Consider the following 20,800-nt stretch of genomic DNA (forward strand, 5'->3'; position numbering starts at 1 on the left):
AGGAAAAAGCCCCCACAACGTAAGTTGCGGGGGCTTTTAGGTATAGGGAGCTGACGATGACCTACTCTCACATGGGCGAACCACACTACCATTGGCGCGACGATGTTTCACTTCTGAGTTCGAGAAGGGATCAGGTGGTTCCATCGTGCTATTGTCGTCAGCAAAGGGGGTATAGATATGAGTTGGTTAAGTTATTTACTTAACGTTGTATTGACTAAATATATCAAGAACCTGAATCAAGGTTGCTATTTATAAGCAATCATCAGGGTGATATCGAAATAATTGGCGACATACTAAAACCACTTGGGTGTTGTATGGTCAAGCCAAACGAGCAATTAGTACAGGTTAGCTACACGCATCACTGCGCTTCCACATCCTGCCTATCAACGTCCTAGTCTTGAACGGCTCTTAAGGGAAATCTAATCTTGAGGTTGGCTTCCCGCTTAGATGCTTTCAGCGGTTATCCAATCCGAACGTAGCTACCGGGCAATGCCATTGGCATGACAACCCGAACACCAGCGGTTCGTCCACTCTGGTCCTCTCGTACTAGGAGCAGATCCTCTCAAATTTCCAACGCCCACGGTAGATAGGGACCGAACTGTCTCACGACGTTCTAAACCCAGCTCGCGTACCTCTTTAAATGGCGAACAGCCATACCCTTAGGACCTGCTTCAGCCCTAGGATGAGATGAGCCGACATCGAGGTGCCAAACACCGCCGTCGATATGAACTCTTGGGCGGTATCAGCCTGTTATCCCCAGAGTACCTTTTATCCGTTGAGCGATGGCCCTTCCATACAGAACCACCGGATCACTAAGACCTACTTTCGTACCTGCTCGACTTGTGGGTCTCGCAGTTAAGCGCGCTTTTGCCTTTATACTCTTTGAACGATTTCCGACCGTTCTGAGCGCACCTTCGTACTCCTCCGTTACTCTTTAGGAGGAGACCGCCCCAGTCAAACTACCCACCATACATTGTCCTCGGTATTGTTATACCTGAGTTAGAACCCCAACATGACCAGGGTGGTATTTCAAGGGTGGCTCCACAAATACTGGCGTATCTGCTTCAAAGCCTCCCACCTATCCTGCACAAGTCAGGTCAAAGTTCAATGTAAAGCTGTAGTAAAGGTTCACGGGGTCTTTCCGTCTAGCCGCGGGTACACAGCATCTTCACTGCGATTTCGATTTCACTGAGTCTCTGCTGGAGACAGCGCTGCCATCATTATGCCATTCGTGCAGGTCGGAACTTACCCGACAAGGAATTTCGCTACCTTAGGACCGTTATAGTTACGGCCGCCGTTTACTGGGGCTTCGATCAAGAGCTTCGCCTTACGGCTTACCCCATCAATTAACCTTCCAGCACCGGGCAGGCATCACACCCTATACGTCCACTTTCGTGTTTGCAGAGTGCTGTGTTTTTAATAAACAGTTGCAGCAGCCTGGTATCTGCGACTGCTAGTAGCTTACACCGCAAAGGGCTTCACCACCAGCAGCGTACCTTCTCCCGAAGTTACGGTACCATTTTGCCTAGTTCCTTCAGCAGAGTTCTCTCAAGCGCCTTGGTATTCTCTACCTGATCACCTGTGTCGGTTTAGGGTACGATTCGTTTATGACTTAAGTTTAGAAGCTTTTCCTGGAAGCATGGTATAGACCACTTCGCCAGTAAACTGGCTTGCTATCAGATCTCAGCATATAACCACCCGGATTTACCTAAGTAGTCTGCCTACATCCTTTCACCTGGACAACCATCGCCAGGCTGGTATAACCTTCTCCGTCCCTCCATCACATCATAAACAAGTATCAGAATATTAACTGATTTCCCATCGACTACGCCTTTCGGCCTCGCCTTAGGGGTCGACTCACCCAGCCCCGATTAACGTTGGACTGGAACCCTTGATCTTCCGGCGTGGATGCTTTTCACACCCATTATCGTTACTCACGTCAGCATTCGCTCTTGTGATACCTCCAGCATGCCTTACAACACACCTTCACAGGCTTACACAACGCTCCCCTACCACTTGAAACATGTTCAAATCCGCAGCTTCGGCTCCTAGTTTGAGCCCCGTTACATCTTCCGCGCGGGCCGACTCGACTAGTGAGCTATTACGCTTTCTTTAAAGGATGGCTGCTTCTAAGCCAACCTCCTAGCTGTCTATGCCTTCCCACTTCGTTTCCCACTTAACTAGGAATTTGGGGCCTTAGCTGGCGGTCTGGGTTGTTTCCCTCTCCACGACGGACGTTAGCACCCGCCGTGTGTCTCCCGGATATCACTCATCGGTATTCGGAGTTTGCATCGGTTTGGTAAGTCGGTATGACCCCCTAGCCGAAACAGTGCTCTACCCCCAATGGTGTTCGTCCGAGGCGCTACCTAAATAGCTTTCGGGGAGAACCAGCTATCACCGAGTTTGATTAGCCTTTCACCCCTATCCACAAGTCATCCCCTGGCTTTTCAACGACAGTGGGTTCGGTCCTCCGGTGCCTGTTACGGCACTTTCAACCTGCTCATGGATAGATCACTCGGTTTCGGGTCTATACCCTGCAACTAAACGCCCTATTAAGACTCGGTTTCCCTACGGCTCCCCTAACGGTTAACCTCGCTACAGAATATAAGTCGCTGACCCATTATACAAAAGGTACGCGGTCACGGATCAAGTCCGCTCCCACTGCTTGTACGCACACGGTTTCAGGTTCTATTTCACTCCCCTCACAGGGGTTCTTTTCGCCTTTCCCTCACGGTACTGGTTCACTATCGGTCAGTCAGGAGTATTTAGCCTTGGAGGATGGTCCCCCCATCTTCATACAGGATTTCTCGTGTCCCGCACTACTTAATATGCTTGCATTTATGTTTCGAATACGGGGCTATCACCCACTATGGCCAGATTTCCCACTCTGTTCTTCTACATAAAATTAAGTCGGCTCCTCCCCGTTCGCTCGCCGCTACTAGGGGAATCTCGTTTGATGTCTTTTCCTAAGGGTACTGAGATGTTTCACTTCCCCTCGTTCGCTTCCTAATAAATTAGGATACCTAACTTACGTTAGGTGGGTTTCCCCATTCAGAAATCTCCGGATCACAGATTATTGCCATCTCCCCGAAGCTTATCGCAGGCTGTCACGTCTTTCATCGCCTCTGACTGCCAAGGCATCCACCATGTGCGCTTAATTACTTGACCATACAACCCCAAAGGGTCTTCTCTTTAGAGTATATGTTCCGCAATTATAACGATATCACCTTGATAATTTACGCTTGATTCAGTTCTCTTTACTTTGTAATCAACCTCTTGGGATAACAACAATACTCTACTAGCTATTGACGTTAAAAAGGTTGATTACTGGTTAGACAATGGCTCAGTAAATAATTCATTGTCTAACCGTTTATTACAACTCATATCTATGTTTTTAAATAGTAATGACGTCTTCATCAGATCGTCATTTATATCTTTTACGCTTTCTGTATAAAACAGAAGTAAGGAATCGTTTTACTGATTGCTTAGTTCTGGTTTATCTTATATCTGTTTACTGTTCGCTTTAGAGTCTATTAAAATATGGTGGAGCCAAGGAGAGTCGAACTCCTGACCTCCTGCGTGCAAGGCAGGCGCTCTACCAACTGAGCTATGGCCCCTGAGCGAGGATACAGTCAAAGCACTGCTTTGACCCGAGCGCAAGGAAAATCCTTTAAATAGGATTTTCAAAAGCTCAGCTTACTCTCATAGTCTAATATGGTGGGTCTGATAAGACTTGAACTTATGACCCCCGCGTTATCAACACGGTGCTCTAACCAGCTGAGCTACAGACCCTGAGCGAGGATATAGATGAAGCACTGCTTCATCCCGAGCGCAAGGAAAATTCTTTAAATAGAATTTTCAAATAACTCAATACCTCAGTAAGCTATAAAACAATAAGTGCAATATTAGGCTCGCAAGAGAAAATCTCTTAAAGGGGATTTTCTAATCGTTCTGCCTACTAGCATCTGCTCGTTTACAGCTAAAGCTTGTTTCTACTAAAACCAAAGAACAACTTGTTGTGAATTCTTGCTGACCGGATGCGTCAATAAGGAGGTGATCCAGCCGCAGGTTCCCCTACGGCTACCTTGTTACGACTTCACCCCAGTCATCGACCACACCGTGGTGAGCGCCTCCCCGAAGGTTAGGCTACCCACTTCTGGTGCAATCAACTCCCATGGTGTGACGGGCGGTGTGTACAAGGCCCGGGAACGTATTCACCGCGGCATTCTGATCCGCGATTACTAGCGATTCCGACTTCATGGAGTCGAGTTGCAGACTCCAATCCGGACTACGATAGGCTTTTTGAGATTCGCATCACATCGCTGTGTAGCTACCCTCTGTACCTACCATTGTAGCACGTGTGTAGCCCTGGTCGTAAGGGCCATGATGACTTGACGTCGTCCCCGCCTTCCTCCAGTTTGTCACTGGCAGTATCCTTAGAGTCCCCGGCCTAACCGCTGGTAACTAAGGAAAAGGGTTGCGCTCGTTGCGGGACTTAACCCAACATCTCACGACACGAGCTGACGACAGCCATGCAGCACCTGTATTCTAATTCCCGAAGGCACTCTCGTATCTCTACAAGATTCTAGATATGTCAAGACCAGGTAAGGTTCTTCGCGTTGCATCGAATTAAACCACATGCTCCACCGCTTGTGCGGGCCCCCGTCAATTCATTTGAGTTTTAACCTTGCGGCCGTACTCCCCAGGCGGTCTACTTATTGCGTTAGCTGCGTCACTAAGGGATCAAGTCCCCCAACGACTAGTAGACATCGTTTACGGCGTGGACTACCAGGGTATCTAATCCTGTTTGCTACCCACGCTTTCGAACCTCAGTGTCAGTATGATGCCAGGAGGCTGCCTTCGCCATCGGTATTCCTTCAGATCTCTACGCATTTCACCGCTACACCTGAAATTCTACCTCCCTCTCACCTACTCTAGCCCAACAGTATCAGATGCAGTTCCCAGGTTAAGCCCGGGGATTTCACATCTGACTTATTAAGCCACCTACGCTCGCTTTACGCCCAGTAATTCCGATTAACGCTTGCACCCTCTGTATTACCGCGGCTGCTGGCACAGAGTTAGCCGGTGCTTATTCTGCAGCTAATGTCATCGCATATGGGTATTAACCATATGGTCTTCTTCACTGCTTAAAGTGCTTTACAACCAAAAGGCCTTCTTCACACACGCGGCATGGCTGGATCAGGGTTGCCCCCATTGTCCAATATTCCCCACTGCTGCCTCCCGTAGGAGTCCGGACCGTGTCTCAGTTCCGGTGTGGCTGATCATCCTCTCAGACCAGCTACAGATCGTCGCCTTGGTAGGCCTTTACCCCACCAACTAGCTAATCCGACTTAGGCTCATCCAATAGCGAGAGCGCAAGCGCCCCCTTTTCCCCGTAGGGTGTATGCGGTATTAATACGAGTTTCCCCGTGCTATCCCCCACTACTGGGCAGATTCCTAAGTATTACTCACCCGTCCGCCGCTCGTCATCTTCTAGCAAGCTAGAAATGTTACCGCTCGACTTGCATGTGTTAAGCCTGCCGCCAGCGTTCAATCTGAGCCATGATCAAACTCTTCAGTTTAATCTTGCTATGAAGCTCTTTAAAGAAGCTTCTAAACTTGGCTCATTCTTTTACTAGCAAATTGCTTTTCGTATGTTTCATATAATGAATTAACTTCGAGTTTTTCTGCTGTTAAGAATGATATTTTTTTATAGTTAGTCATCTACCCGATTAGAGTAAATCCCAACTTTAATTTCTCAGCATCCTATGTCAACAAAAATCCACACAAGTTGTTCTTTGATTCTAGCTTTTAAATAGTTGACTTATCTTGTCGTCCAAGGTAAGTTGTACTAAGTTCAAAAGAACTTACTCAATTCGAGTAGTCATTTTTACTTAGCGAGCCGTCTAGTATATCTTATATAAAATAACTGTCAAGCTGATTTTAAATCGTTTATCAAATTAACGAGCAATAAATGTGGGTTGTTAAGCCTGTATTTATTCTTCATTGCCTTGATGAGGTGCGTATTATACGCAGTTTATTTTGTCTGTCAAGAAGTTTTTGATTTAATTTACTTTTTGTTAAGATGGCTTTTCAATACCTTATGTTCGAAAACGAATCTTTAAACAGATATCTAGCAAACTAATCCATGAACAAAATGGTCTTTACTACCCTCTTGTTCTCTCCTCTTGTTCTCTTAAACAGGTGGCGTATTATAGAGCGTTTTTAACATTGGTCAAGGCTTTTATACAAATTAATTTAAATCAATACTTTAAGCTTATAACCTTCTTATTTACGTGCTAATTTCGCGGCTATGTTCTATTTACGCAACTATATCTATTTACATCGTTACCCCGTTCTTAACTTTTTAAATTTCACAGTAGGCTGGTGCTTTTAGCCCAGTAAATCAAGATCTTTAATAAAAAATACTGGGCTAAAATCACAGCCTACGTTAAGGGTTGAGCATGAGGTATTGTTATATTATTGAGCTGCCCGTCCCCTCCTATGAACAAACACCTTCAGTTTTTCACTCATTTTCTGTTCTATAGTTCTTATGAATAAGCATACTTTCAAAGTAGTAAAGGCTATTAATGATAGCGTTATTATAACTACGATACATCGTGTTCTTGAATGAATGGCACCGCTAGCCCCGATTGCAGCGGCTATACTGGGTGGAGTATAAGGCAAAGGTGCTTGCTTTAAATCGTTATCGCGAAGCAGGAACGAGGTAAAGCGTAGCACATTGCCTTATGCACACCCAGATAGTAGCAAAAAGCGGGATGAGCTACTTATGGCACTTTTCGTGTAGTTATCGTGTACTTCAATTTGCACACTACTCTATTTTGCCTACCCACTGAAAAAATGTTCGATAGGCGTCGACTTTTTTATCCAATGATAATGGATAAGCGCGGGAGGTAGATGGTAAGCGATACAGCGTCAAGTCACGTCCTGCATAGGGAAACGCTATGTGTTGATTGGTTTTTGGGATTTGGGATTTGGGAATAGGTTTGCCCTGTTCCTCTGCTAATAAGCCCATCAGTATTTCGGTTGCCTTGCCGCCCGTGGTGAAGAGGGTATGCACCTTTGGGACTTGTTTTAAGATTTGTTTTAAATCAACGGGTTCAACAATGCTCAAGTGTTTGTCAGCGGCGTTGCCTTGTTCACGGATGGCCTTTTTAACCGTCGGGCAAGAGGCGATACCTCGCTGGTGCATGAATGCTTGTATGCGCTCAGGGTCAAAGGCTTTGTTGTCACCATCACGAAAGTAATCCCCATCCTCAAAAAAGACGCGCCCATAGATGCGCCACATGTCATTGTAAAAGTTTGGATAGTGAAAGCTCATGCCCCATTTGTCTGAGGTAGGGGGGAAAGTGCCCATCATCATAATGGTGGCATCGCTAGGAAGCACGGGGCCAAAGGGGTGACTTTCGACCGGTTGTTCGCTGTGAGAGTTGTCAACTGAATCAATGGCAAGGTTATCTTTTGGGTCGCTCAATGCTTTACTCCTATATGAAGTTTGATAGGTGAGGTTCGATATTGTATTTCATAGCCTATCTAAACGGTGAAGTGTGTCAGTGGCTTTTGTTTTATTGCTATAATTAACGTAAGTTATAAAGCGTTAACTTATTAAGACTAACGCTAAAATATAGTGCACCCTAATTTTACCCCCGTCCAAGAGGTCTTATGAACACGTTAAATGTTGAAATCATTAGCCACCCTTTAGTACGCCATAAACTAAGCTTAATTCGCGCCAAAGACTGTAGTACTTATAAGTTTCGGACGTTGACCAAAGAGCTTGCTCGCTTGATGGCTTATGAGGCGTGTCGTGATTTTAAAATCGAAAAAATCACCATGCAAGGCTGGGATGGTACAGAAATTACGGGTGAGCAAATCGTTGGTAAAACAGTCACGGTGGTCCCAATTTTACGAGCCGGTCTTGGTATGCTCGACGGGGTATTGGACTTGATCCCTACAGCTAAAATCTCTGTGGTGGGTCTGCAACGTGATGAAGAGACGCTACAACCCGTTCCGTTTTTTGAAAAGCTGGTGTCGGATGTTGACCGCCGTCCTGCCCTTATTATCGATCCGATGTTGGCAACTGGTGGCTCGATGGTTGCGACCATCGATATGTTAAAGCAAAAAGGCTGTTGTGATATTAAAGCCTTGGTATTGGTTGCAGCGCCTGAAGGTGTGCGTTTAGTCAATGAGGCACATCCAGATGTCAAAATCTATACCGCCTCTTTGGACAGTCATCTTAATGAAGATGGCTATATTATCCCCGGTCTTGGTGATGCAGGCGATAAGATATTTGGCACAAAATAAGGTGTCATGTTGGGGTTAATGAATCGCCAAAAACGTCTAACTTATCTTGTAGTATCTTATTAGACCTTGAGCTGGGTAAGCGTTATCTGATTGATGATTATTCGAAAAGGGCTCCTCTTTGATTAACGTTAGCCATTTGAAATCTAAAATCATGACCTCGTTGCGAAGTCCTTCCCTGGTCCGCTTGTTGTGCTTTACGGCAAAGGCGTTAACAGCATCAGACGTCACGCTAATAATATTAATGATGAACATCTGCGCTGGCTTTAGTTGCCTGACTTGGTCAGCTTGACTAACTTGAATAGGCTGTCGTCTATTGGCGTCAGATGTTTTAGTTTTTAGCCTAGTGTGCAAACCAGAGTGATGATCAGCCTGATGAACCACTTGATTTACTTTTTGATGAAGCGCCGAGTTTATACCACCTATAGCATCAATGATTGCCGTAAATGGATTCAAAGTGGTCATTAATAGCTTTTCTTGACGCACGGTATTCGGCAATTGACCCCCACTAAACAACACTTGATCTATGGGCAGCCGCTGGGTATGACGCATAAGCTCATGCCTTAATAGCTCTGGCATATCAGCATTAAACACATCTTCTTGTTGCCGATAAAAGGCACTAAAACTGCGCTGAACATAACGCCCAAACACTGTAAAGTTTATCCAATCTTGATACACCTCATTATCTTGCAGATGCTGGCTAAACAGCGTTTGCTCAGAAGTTAACGTTTGAGTAAACGCCTGATGTCTATCCGCCTTTAAGTCTGACTTAGGTTTAGAAGTTTTAACCTCGTCATTCAAATCTAATTCAGTATTGAGATCATTAAGATCTAAGCTGCGCAACTGTAAATTATTTAACGCCTGCTTGTTTAAAACTCTATTGTTTAAACCATGGAATAACAGGGTTTGCGCAGAATCAACGTCCTGCCCATACCACTGCATAGGATAAAGACTCTGATCAAGATGCGGCAGCACAGGAGTAGTCTGGATATTAGACTGCGTTTTGAAAAAGGAAAACATTACTGTTCTGGGGTATGACCCGCGCTTTGTTCAAAAGCGAGAATCGTCTGACGTTCGGCTTCAGTCCAAGGCTCTTTTGATGTGGCGTCTTTATTAAGTCTCACCATCACCGAATCGCCTGTCGCCACGACTGCCTGCTGCGCCGTACTGTAATAAAGGTACTCCATCACCACACTGGTGTTACCGAGCTTTTTGGTCCGTACGCCAATAAGCAAGGTATCGGGATACACCACAGGCTTGAGATAAGTACAACTTGACTGGGCTAACACATTCGTTGCGTCGTCTGAAAAAGCCTGAGTTTGGTTTAGATAGTTAATACGAGCTGACTCGGCATATCGGTAATAAACAACGTTATTAACATGATTAAACGCATCCATGTCATTCCAAATCACGGGTTGCACATACACACTGGCGAATTTAGATAACTCATCAGGGGTTTCAAAATTTTCGGTATTGTTAGGGATGCTCATGGTGTTCAATATCCTAATGACATTAATTATAATTTGATTGTATAAAGGCTATTCCGCGCCAAACTTCATCGGTATCAAGATGCTCAATGCGCACACACGTTAAGTCTAAATCCTGCAACGTTTGGGTTAAGCGTTTGCCAAAGGTGAGGTAGTTGAAGCTGCTTAATTGAATATCCGCAGGTTTTAAATCAGTAGGCTGATGGCTGTCCTGGAAAGTAGCAGTTTCTGAGCGTTGATGTTGCGAGCGTTGGTCTTGTATGTATTGGTTTTGCTCAGTGACTAACAAACGCCAATTGGTAAAAGCCTCACCACTACTGATTAGTACCACTGGTTTTTCATATTTTTGAAAACCGAAAGCGCCATCCTCTTCGAGGAGAGTGTCATGTTGATGACTGTTGCTTTTCTCAGAAGTCGGTGCAGGTGAATGTGGAGATGCTGCGTTTGACTCGATAATGTCACGTTGCATGGCTTTAAAGTTCTCTAAGGCGTCTGGGGGACAGCGCCTTTGATACCATTCAATAGCATCTACGGTCACTTTTTCACCTTGTAAGAAATGGACTAATTGTCGTCGTCCGCCTCGACCGCGCCAAACCAGAACTTTATCACCCTGCGCCAATGTATTTAATTCAGGTATACGCATCATACCTTCATTACTATACTCATCAGGACATTGAACCTGCCAGCCTGCAACATGTAGCGCCTCGGCTGTCGCATGACCTACCGCAATAACAGGACATTTTGGTACAAAGCTTTGAGGGCAGGAAGCCAGACCTAGCTGAGCTGCAGTAGGACTTACTACAACTAAGGCTTGATAACTATCTGGTTGCTGACAGAAGTCTTGTTGATGCTGATGTTCGCCATCACTAATAGCAACAGGCACTAGCTCTAATAGTGGCAGCTCTAAGACAGTCATGCCTTTATCCTGCATAGCGGAGGTTAAAGCTTGCGCGCGGTTAGCAGGACGAGTGTTGATAAATATCATAGCACCACATTAAACCCATCTGAAATCATGACTAGGACTGACACCAACAACAACTATTAATACCTTATAATACCGATACTGATGAATTATTGCTGACAAATTACTACTGACAAATTATTAAAGAAGTCATTTTCAAGGAATTAACTGTTAAAAAAGCTATCTGACTCTTTTTTGTCTGCCTAATTTTGTCAGACTTACTTGTTTTTATCAGTATAGATAGCTTTTAAGATATCTTCAGCCCCGATGGATAAAAGCTGATCTGCAACCTCAATGCCTAACTGTTCCGCTTGCTCTTCACGATCTGCCTGATTACCACTTAAGACCACGCGTTTGTCTGCTTTGAGTAGCGTCTGACCATCTTCTGAGCCGACGCGCCCCCGTAGCCATAATGTCTTGGCATTAGAGGTTTCAGACTCTTTTTCAATGACGGCAAAAGCTGCGATAGGCACCTGACAGCCGCCTTCAAGACGACGGTTTAAAGCACGCTCTGCTTTCAGACGAATTCGGGCTTGACCGTCATTTAGTGGTTTTAACAAATCAAGTACCGCTTTATCATCGCTGCGACATTCGATAGCAAGTGCACCCTGCCCTACCGCAGGCAAACTGACTTCAATATCGATCTCTTCTTTAATACGGTCACTAAGCTCACTGCGAATGAGGCCACTAGTGGCTAAGATAATTGCGTCATATTCTCCAGCATCAAGCTTGCTTAGGCGAGTCTGTACATTGCCCCGTAAGGATTTAATCACTAAGTCAGGACGATAGGCTTTTATTTGACATTGACGACGCAGACTTGCTGTACCGACTATAGCACCTTGTGGCAAAGCGTCTAAATTATCATATAGATTCGACACAAACGCATCAGTTGGAGTTTCACGCTTACAATAGGTGCCCAGCATTAAGCCTTCGGGTAACTGCATCGGCACATCTTTTAAAGAATGCACCGCAATATCGGCACGCCCATCATATAAGGCTTGCTCCAGCTCTTTAACAAATAGACCTTTGCCGCCAATTTTTGCCAGTGGCGTATCTAAAATTTTGTCGCCCTTGGTGACCATTGTCACTAAGCTGACCTCTAAATCAGGGTATAAAGATTCTAACCGTGACTTAATATGCTCTGCCTGCCACATGGCCAATGGACTCTTACGGGTGGCAATCTTTAGGGTTTTTAACTTGGTTCTATGCGCTGATTTGGTCATAAAATTCTTTTCTTAGGGTTCTATTAGGGGATCAAAAAGGCGATTAAGTCTAATAATAATTAAAAGCCGCTTATTTAATCATAAATCAATAATTATTACAGTGACGCAATGCTGGTAGGCTTAATGATGCAGATGAGATGATGCAAATGATTAATAAACGATAAAGAGTGTCACAAACTAATTATATTACAAACACGATGCAAACTCTTTTGCTAAATCAAACTGTTTTACTAATATACTGTTTTACTAATATACTGTTTTACTAATATAAAGCCGCTTAGCTAGCACCGCCACCTTGTCCTTTGCTATACTGCCTTTGATAAACTATTTGCTCGATGTACTTTACTGGATTTTAACTGATATGACTGACAATAACGACTCTAGTAACAACTTAACAAACCAATCAAACACATCAGGTACAACCGCACCCCAACAAAGCCAACAAGGTCAACAGATGTGGGGCGGACGCTTTAGCGAAGCGACTGACAGCTTTGTGGCAGCTTTTACAGCCTCTGTCGGATTTGACCAGCGTTTTGCCAGACACGATATTCAAGGCTCGATCGCTCATGCGACCATGTTAGGTCGCTGTGATATTTTAACCTCTGATGAGGTCAAATCCATCATCGATGGACTGCATCACGTTCAACAAGAAATCGATGCTGGCACGTTTAACTGGTCGATTGCGCTTGAAGACGTGCACATGAATGTAGAGTCACGTTTAACCGATATCATCGGTACAGTTGGTAAAAAGCTACATACAGGACGCAGCCGTAATGACCAAGTTGCGACAGACATTCGCCTTTGGCTACGTGAAGAGGTTGATAATATTGTCGAGCTATTGGTCAAGTTGCAATCTGGACTACTCGGGTTGGCGGAGCAACATACTGAGACCATTATGCCAGGCTTTACTCATTTACAAACGGCGCAACCTGTCAGCTTTGGTCATCATGTTATGGCATGGTTTGAGATGTTAAACCGAGATACTGAGCGTCTTATTGATGCCCGTCGCCGTATTAATCAAATGCCTTTAGGCAGTGCTGCCCTTGCGGGTACTACTTTCCCCATTGATCGTAGCATCACCGCTGAGTTATTGGGTTTCGAAGGAATTTGCGAAAACTCATTAGATGCTGTATCAGACAGAGACTTTGCGATTGAGTTTACCTCTGCGGCATCTATCTTAATGATGCACTTATCCCGTATGAGTGAAGAGATTATCTTATGGATGTCCGCTCAGTTTGGCTTTGTGCAGATTCCAGACCGCTTCTGCACCGGCTCATCCATTATGCCGCAAAAGAAAAACCCAGATGTGCCCGAGTTGGTACGTGGTAAAGCGGCCCGCGTCTTTGGTCAACTGATTACCCTACTTACTCTCATGAAAAATCAACCACTGGCGTATAACAAAGACAATCAAGAAGACAAAGAGCCCTTATTTGACTGTGTAGACACACTAACCGGTTCTCTACTTGCTTTTGTTGATATGCTACCCAATATCACGCCCAATAAAGACAATATGCGAGCGGCAACCATGAAAGGCTATGCCACGGCAACAGACTTAGCAGATTATTTGGTTCGCCGAGGTGTGGCCTTTCGTGATGCCCATGAAGTGGTTGGTAATGCGGTCGCGCTGGCCATCAAAGAGGGCGTTGATCTTAGCGAATTAAAGCTTGCTCAGTTACAACAGTTTAGTGACGCTATCGGTGAGGATGTGTTTGATTACTTGACCTTAGAGGGCTCACTTGCTGCTCGTGACCATCTCGGTGGGACTGCGCCAAATCAGGTGATGCAAGCAGTTGCTCGTGGTCGTAAGCGTCTTGAGAAATATAACACTGACGCTTAAAACACTTATTATTAAAGAACGCTGATAATTAAAGTCGATTAAGTATTTATTTGCAAGTTTCTCGATTAACAACGGATAGACTTCATTCACATTTACAATAATAGGATAAAACCATGACAGCTACTTTTGATCCAAAAGCAAACTTGGTGTTTTGCCGTAAATATAAAGAAGAGTTACCTAAAATGCCAAACCCACCTTTCCCGAATAAGAAAGGCGAAGAGATTCAAAATACCGTTTCTAAAAAGGCATGGGATGAATGGCAAGAACTGCAAACCATGTTAATCAATGAAAATCACTTAAGTATGATTGATCCAGAAGCTAAAAAGTTCATCAATGAGCAGCGTGAAAAGTTCTTGGATAATGAAGATTACCAACGTCCAGAAGGCTGGTCACCTGAGACTAAATAGGTGACATTAAGTAACTTTTACTAAATAAAGGACTCACTGACACCCTCTATCCCTACTTTTGCTATGCGTGAGACTGGTGCTCTGCGAGAGCTTGTTCAAAATGCTCATGACTCTATTGTGCGTCGTCGCATTGAACAGCCTGATCGGAAGGATAAATCAGAAAATAGGAAGCGCCTGTCTCGCATCGATATCATTCCTGATATTAAAAACCATTAATCGTGGATTGTCGATAAGGAGGCAGGACTCACTGAAATAGAAAGTCACAAGTATCTTGCTACCGTTGGCGCTCTAAAGATGTTATCAAACGTTATGGTCTATAAATAAGGGCTTTAAAACTCAAAGATTAATCCTCATTCGGTTTGTTGCCACCTTCAATTTTGGGAGGCACAGTGCCATTATCTCCATTGCGTGCTGCAATACTATCAGTAGCCAGTTGTACCGCTTGCTCTATGGTATAAAAGTCGGTATGACGGACATCTTTCCCGCTAATGCAGTATATAACCAATTCTGCGATATTACGGGCGTGATCGCCAATACGCTCTAAAGCACGTAACACCCATAAGATATTGATCACTTTTGAGACATGACGGCTGTCTTCCATAACATAAGTCATTAACGCTCTAGATGCCGATTGATATTCTACATTGACGTTTTCATCGCTTTGCATGACGGCAAAAGCTTTTTCAGGATCCATTTGTGAAAACGCCTCTAAAGCATTTAATAGCATTAAACGAACTTGATTTGATAAATGTTGAACTTCTGAATAGCCGCGTGGTGATACGCCTTCTTTTTTCAACTGAATTGCCATACGAGCGATTTTGCTGGCTTCATCACCAATACGCTCGATATCCACAACACCTTTGGTCATCGCCATCACTAAACGTAAGTCATTAGCGGCCGGTTGACGCTTTGCTACCAATAAAATTAGCAATTCATCAACCTTTATCTCCATCTGATTGATCTCATTATCATCATCTATTACTTTAACAGCTACTTCCTCGTTACTGTCAATTAAGGCATGAGTGGCAAGCGTGACATGATCGGCAGCCATATTTCCCATATGCATGAATAAATCTAAACATTCATTTAAATCATTATCAAAGCTGCGTGACGAATGTTTTTCATTAACTGGCATGGATGTATATCCTTAATAATTATTTTTAATTACTGTTCAAAGTGTTGTTAAATTCGGACTATCTATCCCTAAGTATATTAAACCTATGCCATCATAGTATGCAATCTATCACCCTGATAGTCGTAGTTTTAAACGATAAAATAATATACCATTTTTGAAAATTAACATATAAAGAAAAATAAACGTTATATTGGCAAGTACTACCCATTGTGGACTAGGCAGGTTTGACAAAGATAGGTTTTTTTATAGAAAAGGTTTAAGTTATTAAGATTTAAGTGACTGCACCATTTTACCCACCCCAAAAACCAGAAAGCCAGATACCTTATTTTAGTCAGTATCTGGCTTGAAGAGTTGAGTGATGAACCAAACCCAATACAATTTTAGCCATAACGACCGGTGATATAGTCTTCAGTCGCTTTTTGAGCTGGGTTGGTAAATACTTGATTGGTTTCACCCATCTCAACCATATCGCCAAGATACATATAGCAAGTATAGTCAGAAACACGAGCAGCTTGTTGCATGTTATGCGTTACAATCGCGATAGTATAATCATGTTTCAAATCTTCAATCAGATCTTCAATCGCACCAGTTGAAATTGGATCTAGTGCCGATGTTGGCTCATCTAACAACAATACTTCAGGTTTTGTTGCTACACCGCGAGCAATACATAGACGCTGCTGCTGTCCGCCAGATAATGACAAACCTGAAGCTTTAAGCTTGTCTTTTACTTCAGGCCATAAGGCTGACTTTTTCAAAGCCCATTCAACACGATCATCAAGCTCTGACTTGCTTAGCTTTTCGTATAAACGCACACCAAATGCTACATTGTCATAAATGGACATTGGGAATGGCGTTGGCTTCTGGAATACCATACCCACTCGCGCACGTAACAAATTAACATCAACGTCTTTATCTAAGATATTTTTGCCATCAAGAAGGATTTTACCTTCGGCATGCATACCAGGGTACAAATCATACATACGGTTAAAAGTACGTAATAGAGTCGATTTACCACACCCTGACGGTCCGATAAAAGCGGTGACATTCTTTTCAGGTATGTCGATGTTGATTTGTTTTAGGGCTTTAAAATCACCGTAGAAGAAATCTAAATCACGAATTTGCATTTTTGCATCTGGCATATTGTCTGGCAAATCTGCGACTGTTTGCTTTGTGAATGAAGACGTATCAGGCTGTTCTTGTTGATTACCTGTCTCCATTGGCTGATCAAGCATGCTCTCGCTTGAGGCTTGAGTATCTTTTACCACTACTTTCTTTTCAATTGTATCAGTCATAATACTACCTTTTAAACTCTTTAATAAATGTTGGTCAATAATCTATTTACACGTTTCAACAATGTGTCAGCTTACTTTTTATCCCGCCCAACGATGCGTGCAATGATGTTAAGACCCAATACTGAAAATGTGATAAGCAGTGCTCCGCCCCATGCTATCATATTTTGTGTGTCATCGGGAGCTGCAGCAAATTGATAAATAGTCATTGGTAAGTTAGCCATCGCACTTCCCATATCCCAGCTAAAGAATCGGTTGTTCAGTGCTGTGAATAATAAAGGTGCGGTCTCACCGGTGATACGTGCAAAGCCTAAAAGAACACCTGTAATTAAGCCTGATTTTGCAGCACTCATAGTGACCGCCGTCACCACTTTCCATTTTGGTGCACCTAGTGCATAGGAGGCTTCACGTAATTGGTTTGGAACTAAGTTCAGCATGGTTTCGGTACTACGTACCACAACAGGAATGATAATGAGTGATAATGCAATAGCGCCCGCCCAACCTGAGAAACTGCGGTTATTCACCATTAACGTAAAGATGAATAAACCAATCACGATAGAAGGTGCAGATAGCAAGATATCATTAATAAATCGAGTGGCTTTACCAAGCCATGAGCCTTGAGAGAACTCTGCTAAATAAACGCCAGCCATGAGTCCGATAGGTGCGCCTATCAATAGACCTGTACCCGCAATCATGATTGAGCCTACGATTGCATTTCGCAAACCACCGATTGTATTTGGGGGTGGCGTATCTGCAGTGAAGATAGGCATCGTTAACATCGCTTCCATACCATTACGCAGTAGATCAATCAGAATCCAACCTAACCATATGAGACCGAACCCCATCGCTAAAAAAGCAAAGATAAGACCTAATACGTTATAAAACTTACGCTTCGAGTATAGCGACTTATTCATCCGCTGCTCAAAACTGGTTGAACGACTGGCTACTGGTGTTGAACTTGAATTCATTGTCATAATATTATTCCTGCTAAATATCTATCATTGTGTTGTCTAATTTGAGCTGGTTATCGACTCATTAATATCTAATAACTGTTAAACCTAGCTACTAATATTAGCTACTAAGATTAGTTACTAAGATTAGTTACCCGCTTTCTTGTCAATACGTGACAGCATAATTTTAGATATTGATAAAACAACAAAAGTTATAACAAATAGAATTAAGCCTAAATGTAATAAGGTCGCGACGTGCATCTCACTTGATGCTTCAGCAAATTCATTGGCAATGGACGATGTGATCGTAACCCCTGAGCCAAATAAATTAGAGTTAATGTTATAAGTATTACCGACCAAGAACGTCACTGCCATGGTTTCTCCAAGGGCACGACCAAGCCCAAGAATAATACCGCCGACAACACCTGCTTTAGTGTAAGGAAGAATAATCTTGTACATGACTTCCCACGTGGTTGCTCCAGCACCATAAGCCGATTCTTTTAATAGCTCTGGAACTACAGAGAACACATCCCGCATGGTTGCTGCGATAAAGGGGATAATCATGATGGCTAGGATCAGTGATGCTGTAAAAACACCGATACCCAGTGGTGGCCCACCAAAGAAATTGCCAATAACAGGGACTGGACCGATAACTTTAATAATAAAAGGTTGTACATACTTAGCGAATAAAGGTGCCAGTACAAAGAAACCCCACATGCCATAAATAATTGAGGGGATACCAGCCAATAACTCAATCGCCATGCCCAAGGGACGGCGTAACGTCTTAGGGCAAAGCTCTGTTAAGAAAATAGCAATACCGAAACTGACAGGTACGGCGATTAAAATAGCAATGATTGAGGTCACGATTGTGCCGTAAATAGGTGCTAAAGCACCATATTCATCATTGACGGTGCTCCAGTTCGAACTGGTATAAAAACCAAAACCAAATTCTTTAATACTTGGCCATGCTCCGATAACCAGCGACACCATAATTCCGCCTAGTGAGACCAGAACCAATAGTGCAAAAAACTTGGTCAAATTAACAAACAAGACGTCATTTCTTCGCTGCTTTGCTAACTGAGCGTGTAAGTCAGACATGGTAACCCCAACGTAAGTAAAATATTTTTAATAAAACTATCTGAATTTAACTAATAATTTAACTAATAAAAGGCAAGCAAATGAAATATCATTTACTTGCCAATTGCTTTAACGTTCATTAACAGTGACAAGTTAACGAATATTATTTAGGGTTGTAAACTGGCTGACCGTCAGCACCAACTACTTGCTTCCATTCTTCTTTGAATAATGCAACGGCTTCGTCTGGGAATGGAACATAGTCAAGGTCTAATGCCGCTTGATCACCTTCGTTATATGCCCAGTTAAAGAAGTTCAATACACCAGCAACTTTTTCAGGGTTCTTAGGCTGTTTGTGTACTAAGATGAATGTTGCAGCAGCGATAGGCCATGCATCGGCAGTATCAGAGTTAGCGATAACTTTGTAGAAGCCTTCCGCTTTTGACCAATCAACGTTACCAGAGGCAGCGAATGATTCAGCAGATGGCTCAACACGGTTACCAGCAGCATTAATCATAGAAGTATGTGACATGTTGTTTTGCTTAGCGTAAGCATATTCAACATAACCAATAGAGTTAGGTGCTTGAGTTACCATACCAGCAACGCCTTCGTTACCTTTACCACCAACACCAGTACCTGTTTGGTCAGTTGGCCATTCAACACTCTTATCAACACCAACATTAGCCCAGTCACTAGAAACTTCATTTAAGTAATAAGTGAAGTTGAAAGTAGTACCAGAACCGTCAGAACGGTGAACGGTTGTGATATTGGCATCCGGAAGCTCAACGCCTTCGTTTAATGCAGTAATCGCAGGATCATTCCATTTAGTGATTTTACCTAAGTAAATATCAGCCAATACTTCGCCACTTAATACTAACTCGCCAGGCTCAATGCCTTCGATGTTCACGATAGGTACAACGCCACCGATAACGGTTGGGAACTGGATAAGACCGGCTTCTTCTAGCTCTTCAGGCTTAAGTGGCTTATCAGAGGCACCGAAATCAACTGTGTTTGCCTTGATTTGCTTAACACCACCAGATGAACCGATTGAGTTATAGTTCACTTGGCCTTTAGTAGCGGCTTGGTAGTCTGCAGACCATTTTTGGTAGATAGGTGCTGGGAATGAAGCGCCGGCACCACTGATATTCATTTCTACGCCTTCGATATCAGTGTAACTATCAGCACCACCAGCAGTAGTTGTCGTTTCAGCAGGTGTTGTTGATGTAGCAGTAGTGGCTGTTTCATCACCTGTGGTCGCGGTGTCATCAGTTTTTTTATCACAAGCAGCTAAGGTCAACGCACTTGCTACTGCAACAGCTAATAATGAATAACGCATATTCTCTCCTAAAGAGTTGTCATTTTTAATTACAAAGGATTAATTAATATTATTAATAAGGCTTATACAGAAACAGTCCTATCACAAAACAGGAAGAAGCTAAAAAAACTCTCCCTACTCGATTGACAACATTTTGACTCTTAAATATGACAGTTTGATGAAATTAGATTTTATTTGTTAAACAATGTAAATTAATTTAAATCCTCATTAACAAATCTACGGCAACTCATTGACATTATTTTTTTCAAATGCCTTTTATAGGCAATATCATATAAGTGGCTGTCTTATTAAAGAGTAGAGAAAGTATGATTAGACAAAGCAGTTTTCACTTTATTCTGCTAATATAGGTAACATAATAAGACTCGGGGTGCAGTCCATCTATAATGCCTTAGTAATTGTCACGTCGTTACAAAGCCAACTTATAGATGCGTTTGCTGAGACATCACCCGTTGAACCTGATACGGTTAATACCGTCGTAGGAAAGTCATCGCTTATTCTTAATACATAACAAAGTAACTATAGTTACTCTGCTGTTATGGCAAGCTTAAAATGAAAGTGTCAGCCTTATTTGATCTATCCTACTTAAACAGTAATTATTTAAACAGTTATCATCAATGCTGATTACGCCAGTACAGCTTGAGGTTCTATCTGTCACGGTAAGTATTGGTAAAATAAGTTTTGTTCAAATGGCTACCTTTCTATTTGCAGTTTGCTTTTTGAATTGACGTATTTATGACTCATTTCAATATTGCCTCACTGTGGTTAAGTATTAAGAAGATACG

14 protein-coding genes, 2 tRNA genes, 3 rRNA genes and 1 riboswitch are annotated in these 20,800 nt (G+C 43.1%); of the genes, 4 read left to right on the forward strand and 15 right to left on the reverse strand.

Features of this window, described 5'->3' with window-relative positions:
- Window positions 1-48 precede the first annotated feature (48 nt).
- The 6 genes from rrf to AC21OG_RS04080 all read right to left on the reverse strand — a co-directional run bounded on the left by rrf (window position 49) and on the right by AC21OG_RS04080 (window position 7,468).
- Window positions 49-162, reverse strand: a 5S ribosomal RNA gene (rrf, locus tag AC21OG_RS04055).
- A gap of 152 nt (window positions 163-314) precedes the next feature.
- Window positions 315-3,168 (reverse strand): 23S ribosomal RNA (locus AC21OG_RS04060).
- 373 nt (window positions 3,169-3,541) lie between these two features.
- Window positions 3,542-3,617 (reverse strand) — tRNA-Ala (locus AC21OG_RS04065).
- 98 nt (window positions 3,618-3,715) lie between these two features.
- Window positions 3,716-3,792: transfer RNA gene (locus AC21OG_RS04070), tRNA-Ile, on the reverse strand.
- A gap of 254 nt (window positions 3,793-4,046) precedes the next feature.
- A 16S ribosomal RNA gene (locus tag AC21OG_RS04075) occupies window positions 4,047-5,582 on the reverse strand.
- Together the 16S, 23S and 5S rRNA genes with 2 tRNA genes alongside form the textbook arrangement of a ribosomal RNA operon.
- A gap of 1,250 nt (window positions 5,583-6,832) precedes the next feature.
- The gene (locus tag AC21OG_RS04080) at window positions 6,833-7,468 is read right to left on the reverse strand and encodes a DNA glycosylase (RefSeq protein WP_487376435.1); all 636 of its coding nucleotides are present in this window, start codon (window positions 7,466-7,468) and stop codon (window positions 6,833-6,835) included.
- A gap of 215 nt (window positions 7,469-7,683) precedes the next feature.
- On the opposite strand from AC21OG_RS04080, the gene upp reads away from it, so the two are divergent.
- Window positions 7,684-8,322 (forward strand): uracil phosphoribosyltransferase, encoded by a 639-nt coding sequence (gene upp / locus AC21OG_RS04085; protein WP_487375999.1) that lies wholly within the window; start codon window positions 7,684-7,686, stop codon window positions 8,320-8,322.
- Window positions 8,323-8,358: 36 nt separating this feature from the next.
- Here the strand turns inward: upp and AC21OG_RS04090 are convergent, their stop codons facing one another.
- From AC21OG_RS04090 to hemC, 4 genes are all read right to left on the reverse strand, one after another.
- Window positions 8,359-9,339: a hypothetical protein gene (locus AC21OG_RS04090; protein ID WP_487376001.1), complete on the reverse strand. Its 981-nt coding sequence runs from the start codon at window positions 9,337-9,339 to the stop codon at window positions 8,359-8,361.
- Window positions 9,339-9,809 carry an acyl-CoA thioesterase gene (locus AC21OG_RS04095; protein ID WP_487376002.1) on the reverse strand — a complete coding sequence of 157 codons (471 nt, stop codon included), beginning with the start codon at window positions 9,807-9,809 and terminating at the stop codon, window positions 9,339-9,341. Before AC21OG_RS04095 ends, AC21OG_RS04090 begins: the two co-directional genes overlap by 1 nt.
- Before the next feature lie 22 nt (window positions 9,810-9,831).
- Entirely contained in the window at window positions 9,832-10,791 is a 960-nt protein-coding gene (locus AC21OG_RS04100) for a uroporphyrinogen-III synthase (protein WP_487376003.1), read from the reverse strand.
- A gap of 194 nt (window positions 10,792-10,985) precedes the next feature.
- Window positions 10,986-11,990: a hydroxymethylbilane synthase gene (gene hemC / locus AC21OG_RS04105; RefSeq protein ID WP_487376005.1), complete on the reverse strand. Its 1,005-nt coding sequence runs from the start codon at window positions 11,988-11,990 to the stop codon at window positions 10,986-10,988.
- Window positions 11,991-12,351: 361 nt separating this feature from the next.
- Between hemC and argH the strand changes: the two genes are divergently transcribed.
- The 3 genes from argH (at window position 12,352) to AC21OG_RS04120 (ending at window position 14,450) form a co-directional block, all read left to right on the forward strand.
- Entirely contained in the window at window positions 12,352-13,827 is a 1,476-nt protein-coding gene (gene argH / locus AC21OG_RS04110) for an argininosuccinate lyase (RefSeq protein WP_487376006.1), read from the forward strand.
- Between the two features lie 113 nt (window positions 13,828-13,940).
- Window positions 13,941-14,234, forward strand: coding sequence for an oxidative damage protection protein (locus AC21OG_RS04115; protein WP_486545152.1), 294 nt, complete (start codon window positions 13,941-13,943; stop codon window positions 14,232-14,234).
- Between the two features lie 63 nt (window positions 14,235-14,297).
- Complete coding sequence (locus AC21OG_RS04120) at window positions 14,298-14,450, forward strand: ATP-binding protein (RefSeq protein WP_487376008.1); 153 nt, start codon at window positions 14,298-14,300, stop codon at window positions 14,448-14,450.
- Between the two features lie 127 nt (window positions 14,451-14,577).
- Here AC21OG_RS04120 and phoU read toward each other — a convergent pair whose 3' ends face one another.
- The 5 genes from phoU to pstS form a co-directional block, all read right to left on the reverse strand.
- Entirely contained in the window at window positions 14,578-15,369 is a 792-nt protein-coding gene (gene phoU / locus AC21OG_RS04125; protein WP_486545156.1) for a phosphate signaling complex protein PhoU, read from the reverse strand.
- Window positions 15,370-15,749: 380 nt separating this feature from the next.
- Window positions 15,750-16,661, reverse strand: coding sequence for a phosphate ABC transporter ATP-binding protein PstB (gene pstB / locus AC21OG_RS04130; RefSeq protein WP_487376010.1), 912 nt, complete (start codon window positions 16,659-16,661; stop codon window positions 15,750-15,752).
- A gap of 71 nt (window positions 16,662-16,732) precedes the next feature.
- On the reverse strand, window positions 16,733-17,632 hold the full coding sequence (pstA, locus tag AC21OG_RS04135; protein WP_487376012.1) for a phosphate ABC transporter permease PstA: 900 nt from the start codon (window positions 17,630-17,632) through the stop codon (window positions 16,733-16,735).
- 123 nt (window positions 17,633-17,755) lie between these two features.
- Complete coding sequence (gene pstC / locus AC21OG_RS04140; RefSeq protein WP_486545161.1) at window positions 17,756-18,706, reverse strand: phosphate ABC transporter permease subunit PstC; 951 nt, start codon at window positions 18,704-18,706, stop codon at window positions 17,756-17,758.
- 142 nt (window positions 18,707-18,848) lie between these two features.
- Window positions 18,849-20,018 carry a phosphate ABC transporter substrate-binding protein PstS gene (gene pstS, locus AC21OG_RS04145; RefSeq protein ID WP_487376014.1) on the reverse strand — a complete coding sequence of 390 codons (1,170 nt, stop codon included), beginning with the start codon at window positions 20,016-20,018 and terminating at the stop codon, window positions 18,849-18,851.
- A gap of 353 nt (window positions 20,019-20,371) precedes the next feature.
- A riboswitch (TPP riboswitch) is annotated at window positions 20,372-20,517 on the forward strand.
- The last annotated feature ends 283 nt before the right edge of the window (window positions 20,518-20,800 follow it).

It is taken from the genome of Psychrobacter sp. CX5 (assembly GCF_057621535.2).

Bases quoted from the DNA above. Each gene is read 5' to 3' on its own strand.
- pstA (WP_487376012.1), bottom strand. From the start codon at position 17,632: ATGACAATGAATTCAAGTTCAACACCAGTAGCCAGTCGTTCAACCAGT.
- AC21OG_RS04095 (WP_487376002.1), bottom strand. From the start codon at position 9,809: ATGAGCATCCCTAACAATACCGAAAATTTTGAAACCCCTGATGAGTTA.
- pstS (WP_487376014.1), bottom strand. From the start codon at position 20,018: ATGCGTTATTCATTATTAGCTGTTGCAGTAGCAAGTGCGTTGACCTTA.
- AC21OG_RS04115 (WP_486545152.1), top strand. From the start codon at position 13,941: ATGACAGCTACTTTTGATCCAAAAGCAAACTTGGTGTTTTGCCGTAAA.
- pstC (WP_486545161.1), bottom strand. From the start codon at position 18,706: ATGTCTGACTTACACGCTCAGTTAGCAAAGCAGCGAAGAAATGACGTC.
- argH (WP_487376006.1), top strand. From the start codon at position 12,352: ATGACTGACAATAACGACTCTAGTAACAACTTAACAAACCAATCAAAC.
- AC21OG_RS04100 (WP_487376003.1), bottom strand. From the start codon at position 10,791: ATGATATTTATCAACACTCGTCCTGCTAACCGCGCGCAAGCTTTAACC.
- phoU (WP_486545156.1), bottom strand. From the start codon at position 15,369: ATGCCAGTTAATGAAAAACATTCGTCACGCAGCTTTGATAATGATTTA.
- upp (WP_487375999.1), top strand. From the start codon at position 7,684: ATGAACACGTTAAATGTTGAAATCATTAGCCACCCTTTAGTACGCCAT.
- AC21OG_RS04120 (WP_487376008.1), top strand. From the start codon at position 14,298: ATGCGTGAGACTGGTGCTCTGCGAGAGCTTGTTCAAAATGCTCATGAC.
- hemC (WP_487376005.1), bottom strand. From the start codon at position 11,990: ATGACCAAATCAGCGCATAGAACCAAGTTAAAAACCCTAAAGATTGCC.
- AC21OG_RS04090 (WP_487376001.1), bottom strand. From the start codon at position 9,339: ATGTTTTCCTTTTTCAAAACGCAGTCTAATATCCAGACTACTCCTGTG.
- pstB (WP_487376010.1), bottom strand. From the start codon at position 16,661: ATGACTGATACAATTGAAAAGAAAGTAGTGGTAAAAGATACTCAAGCC.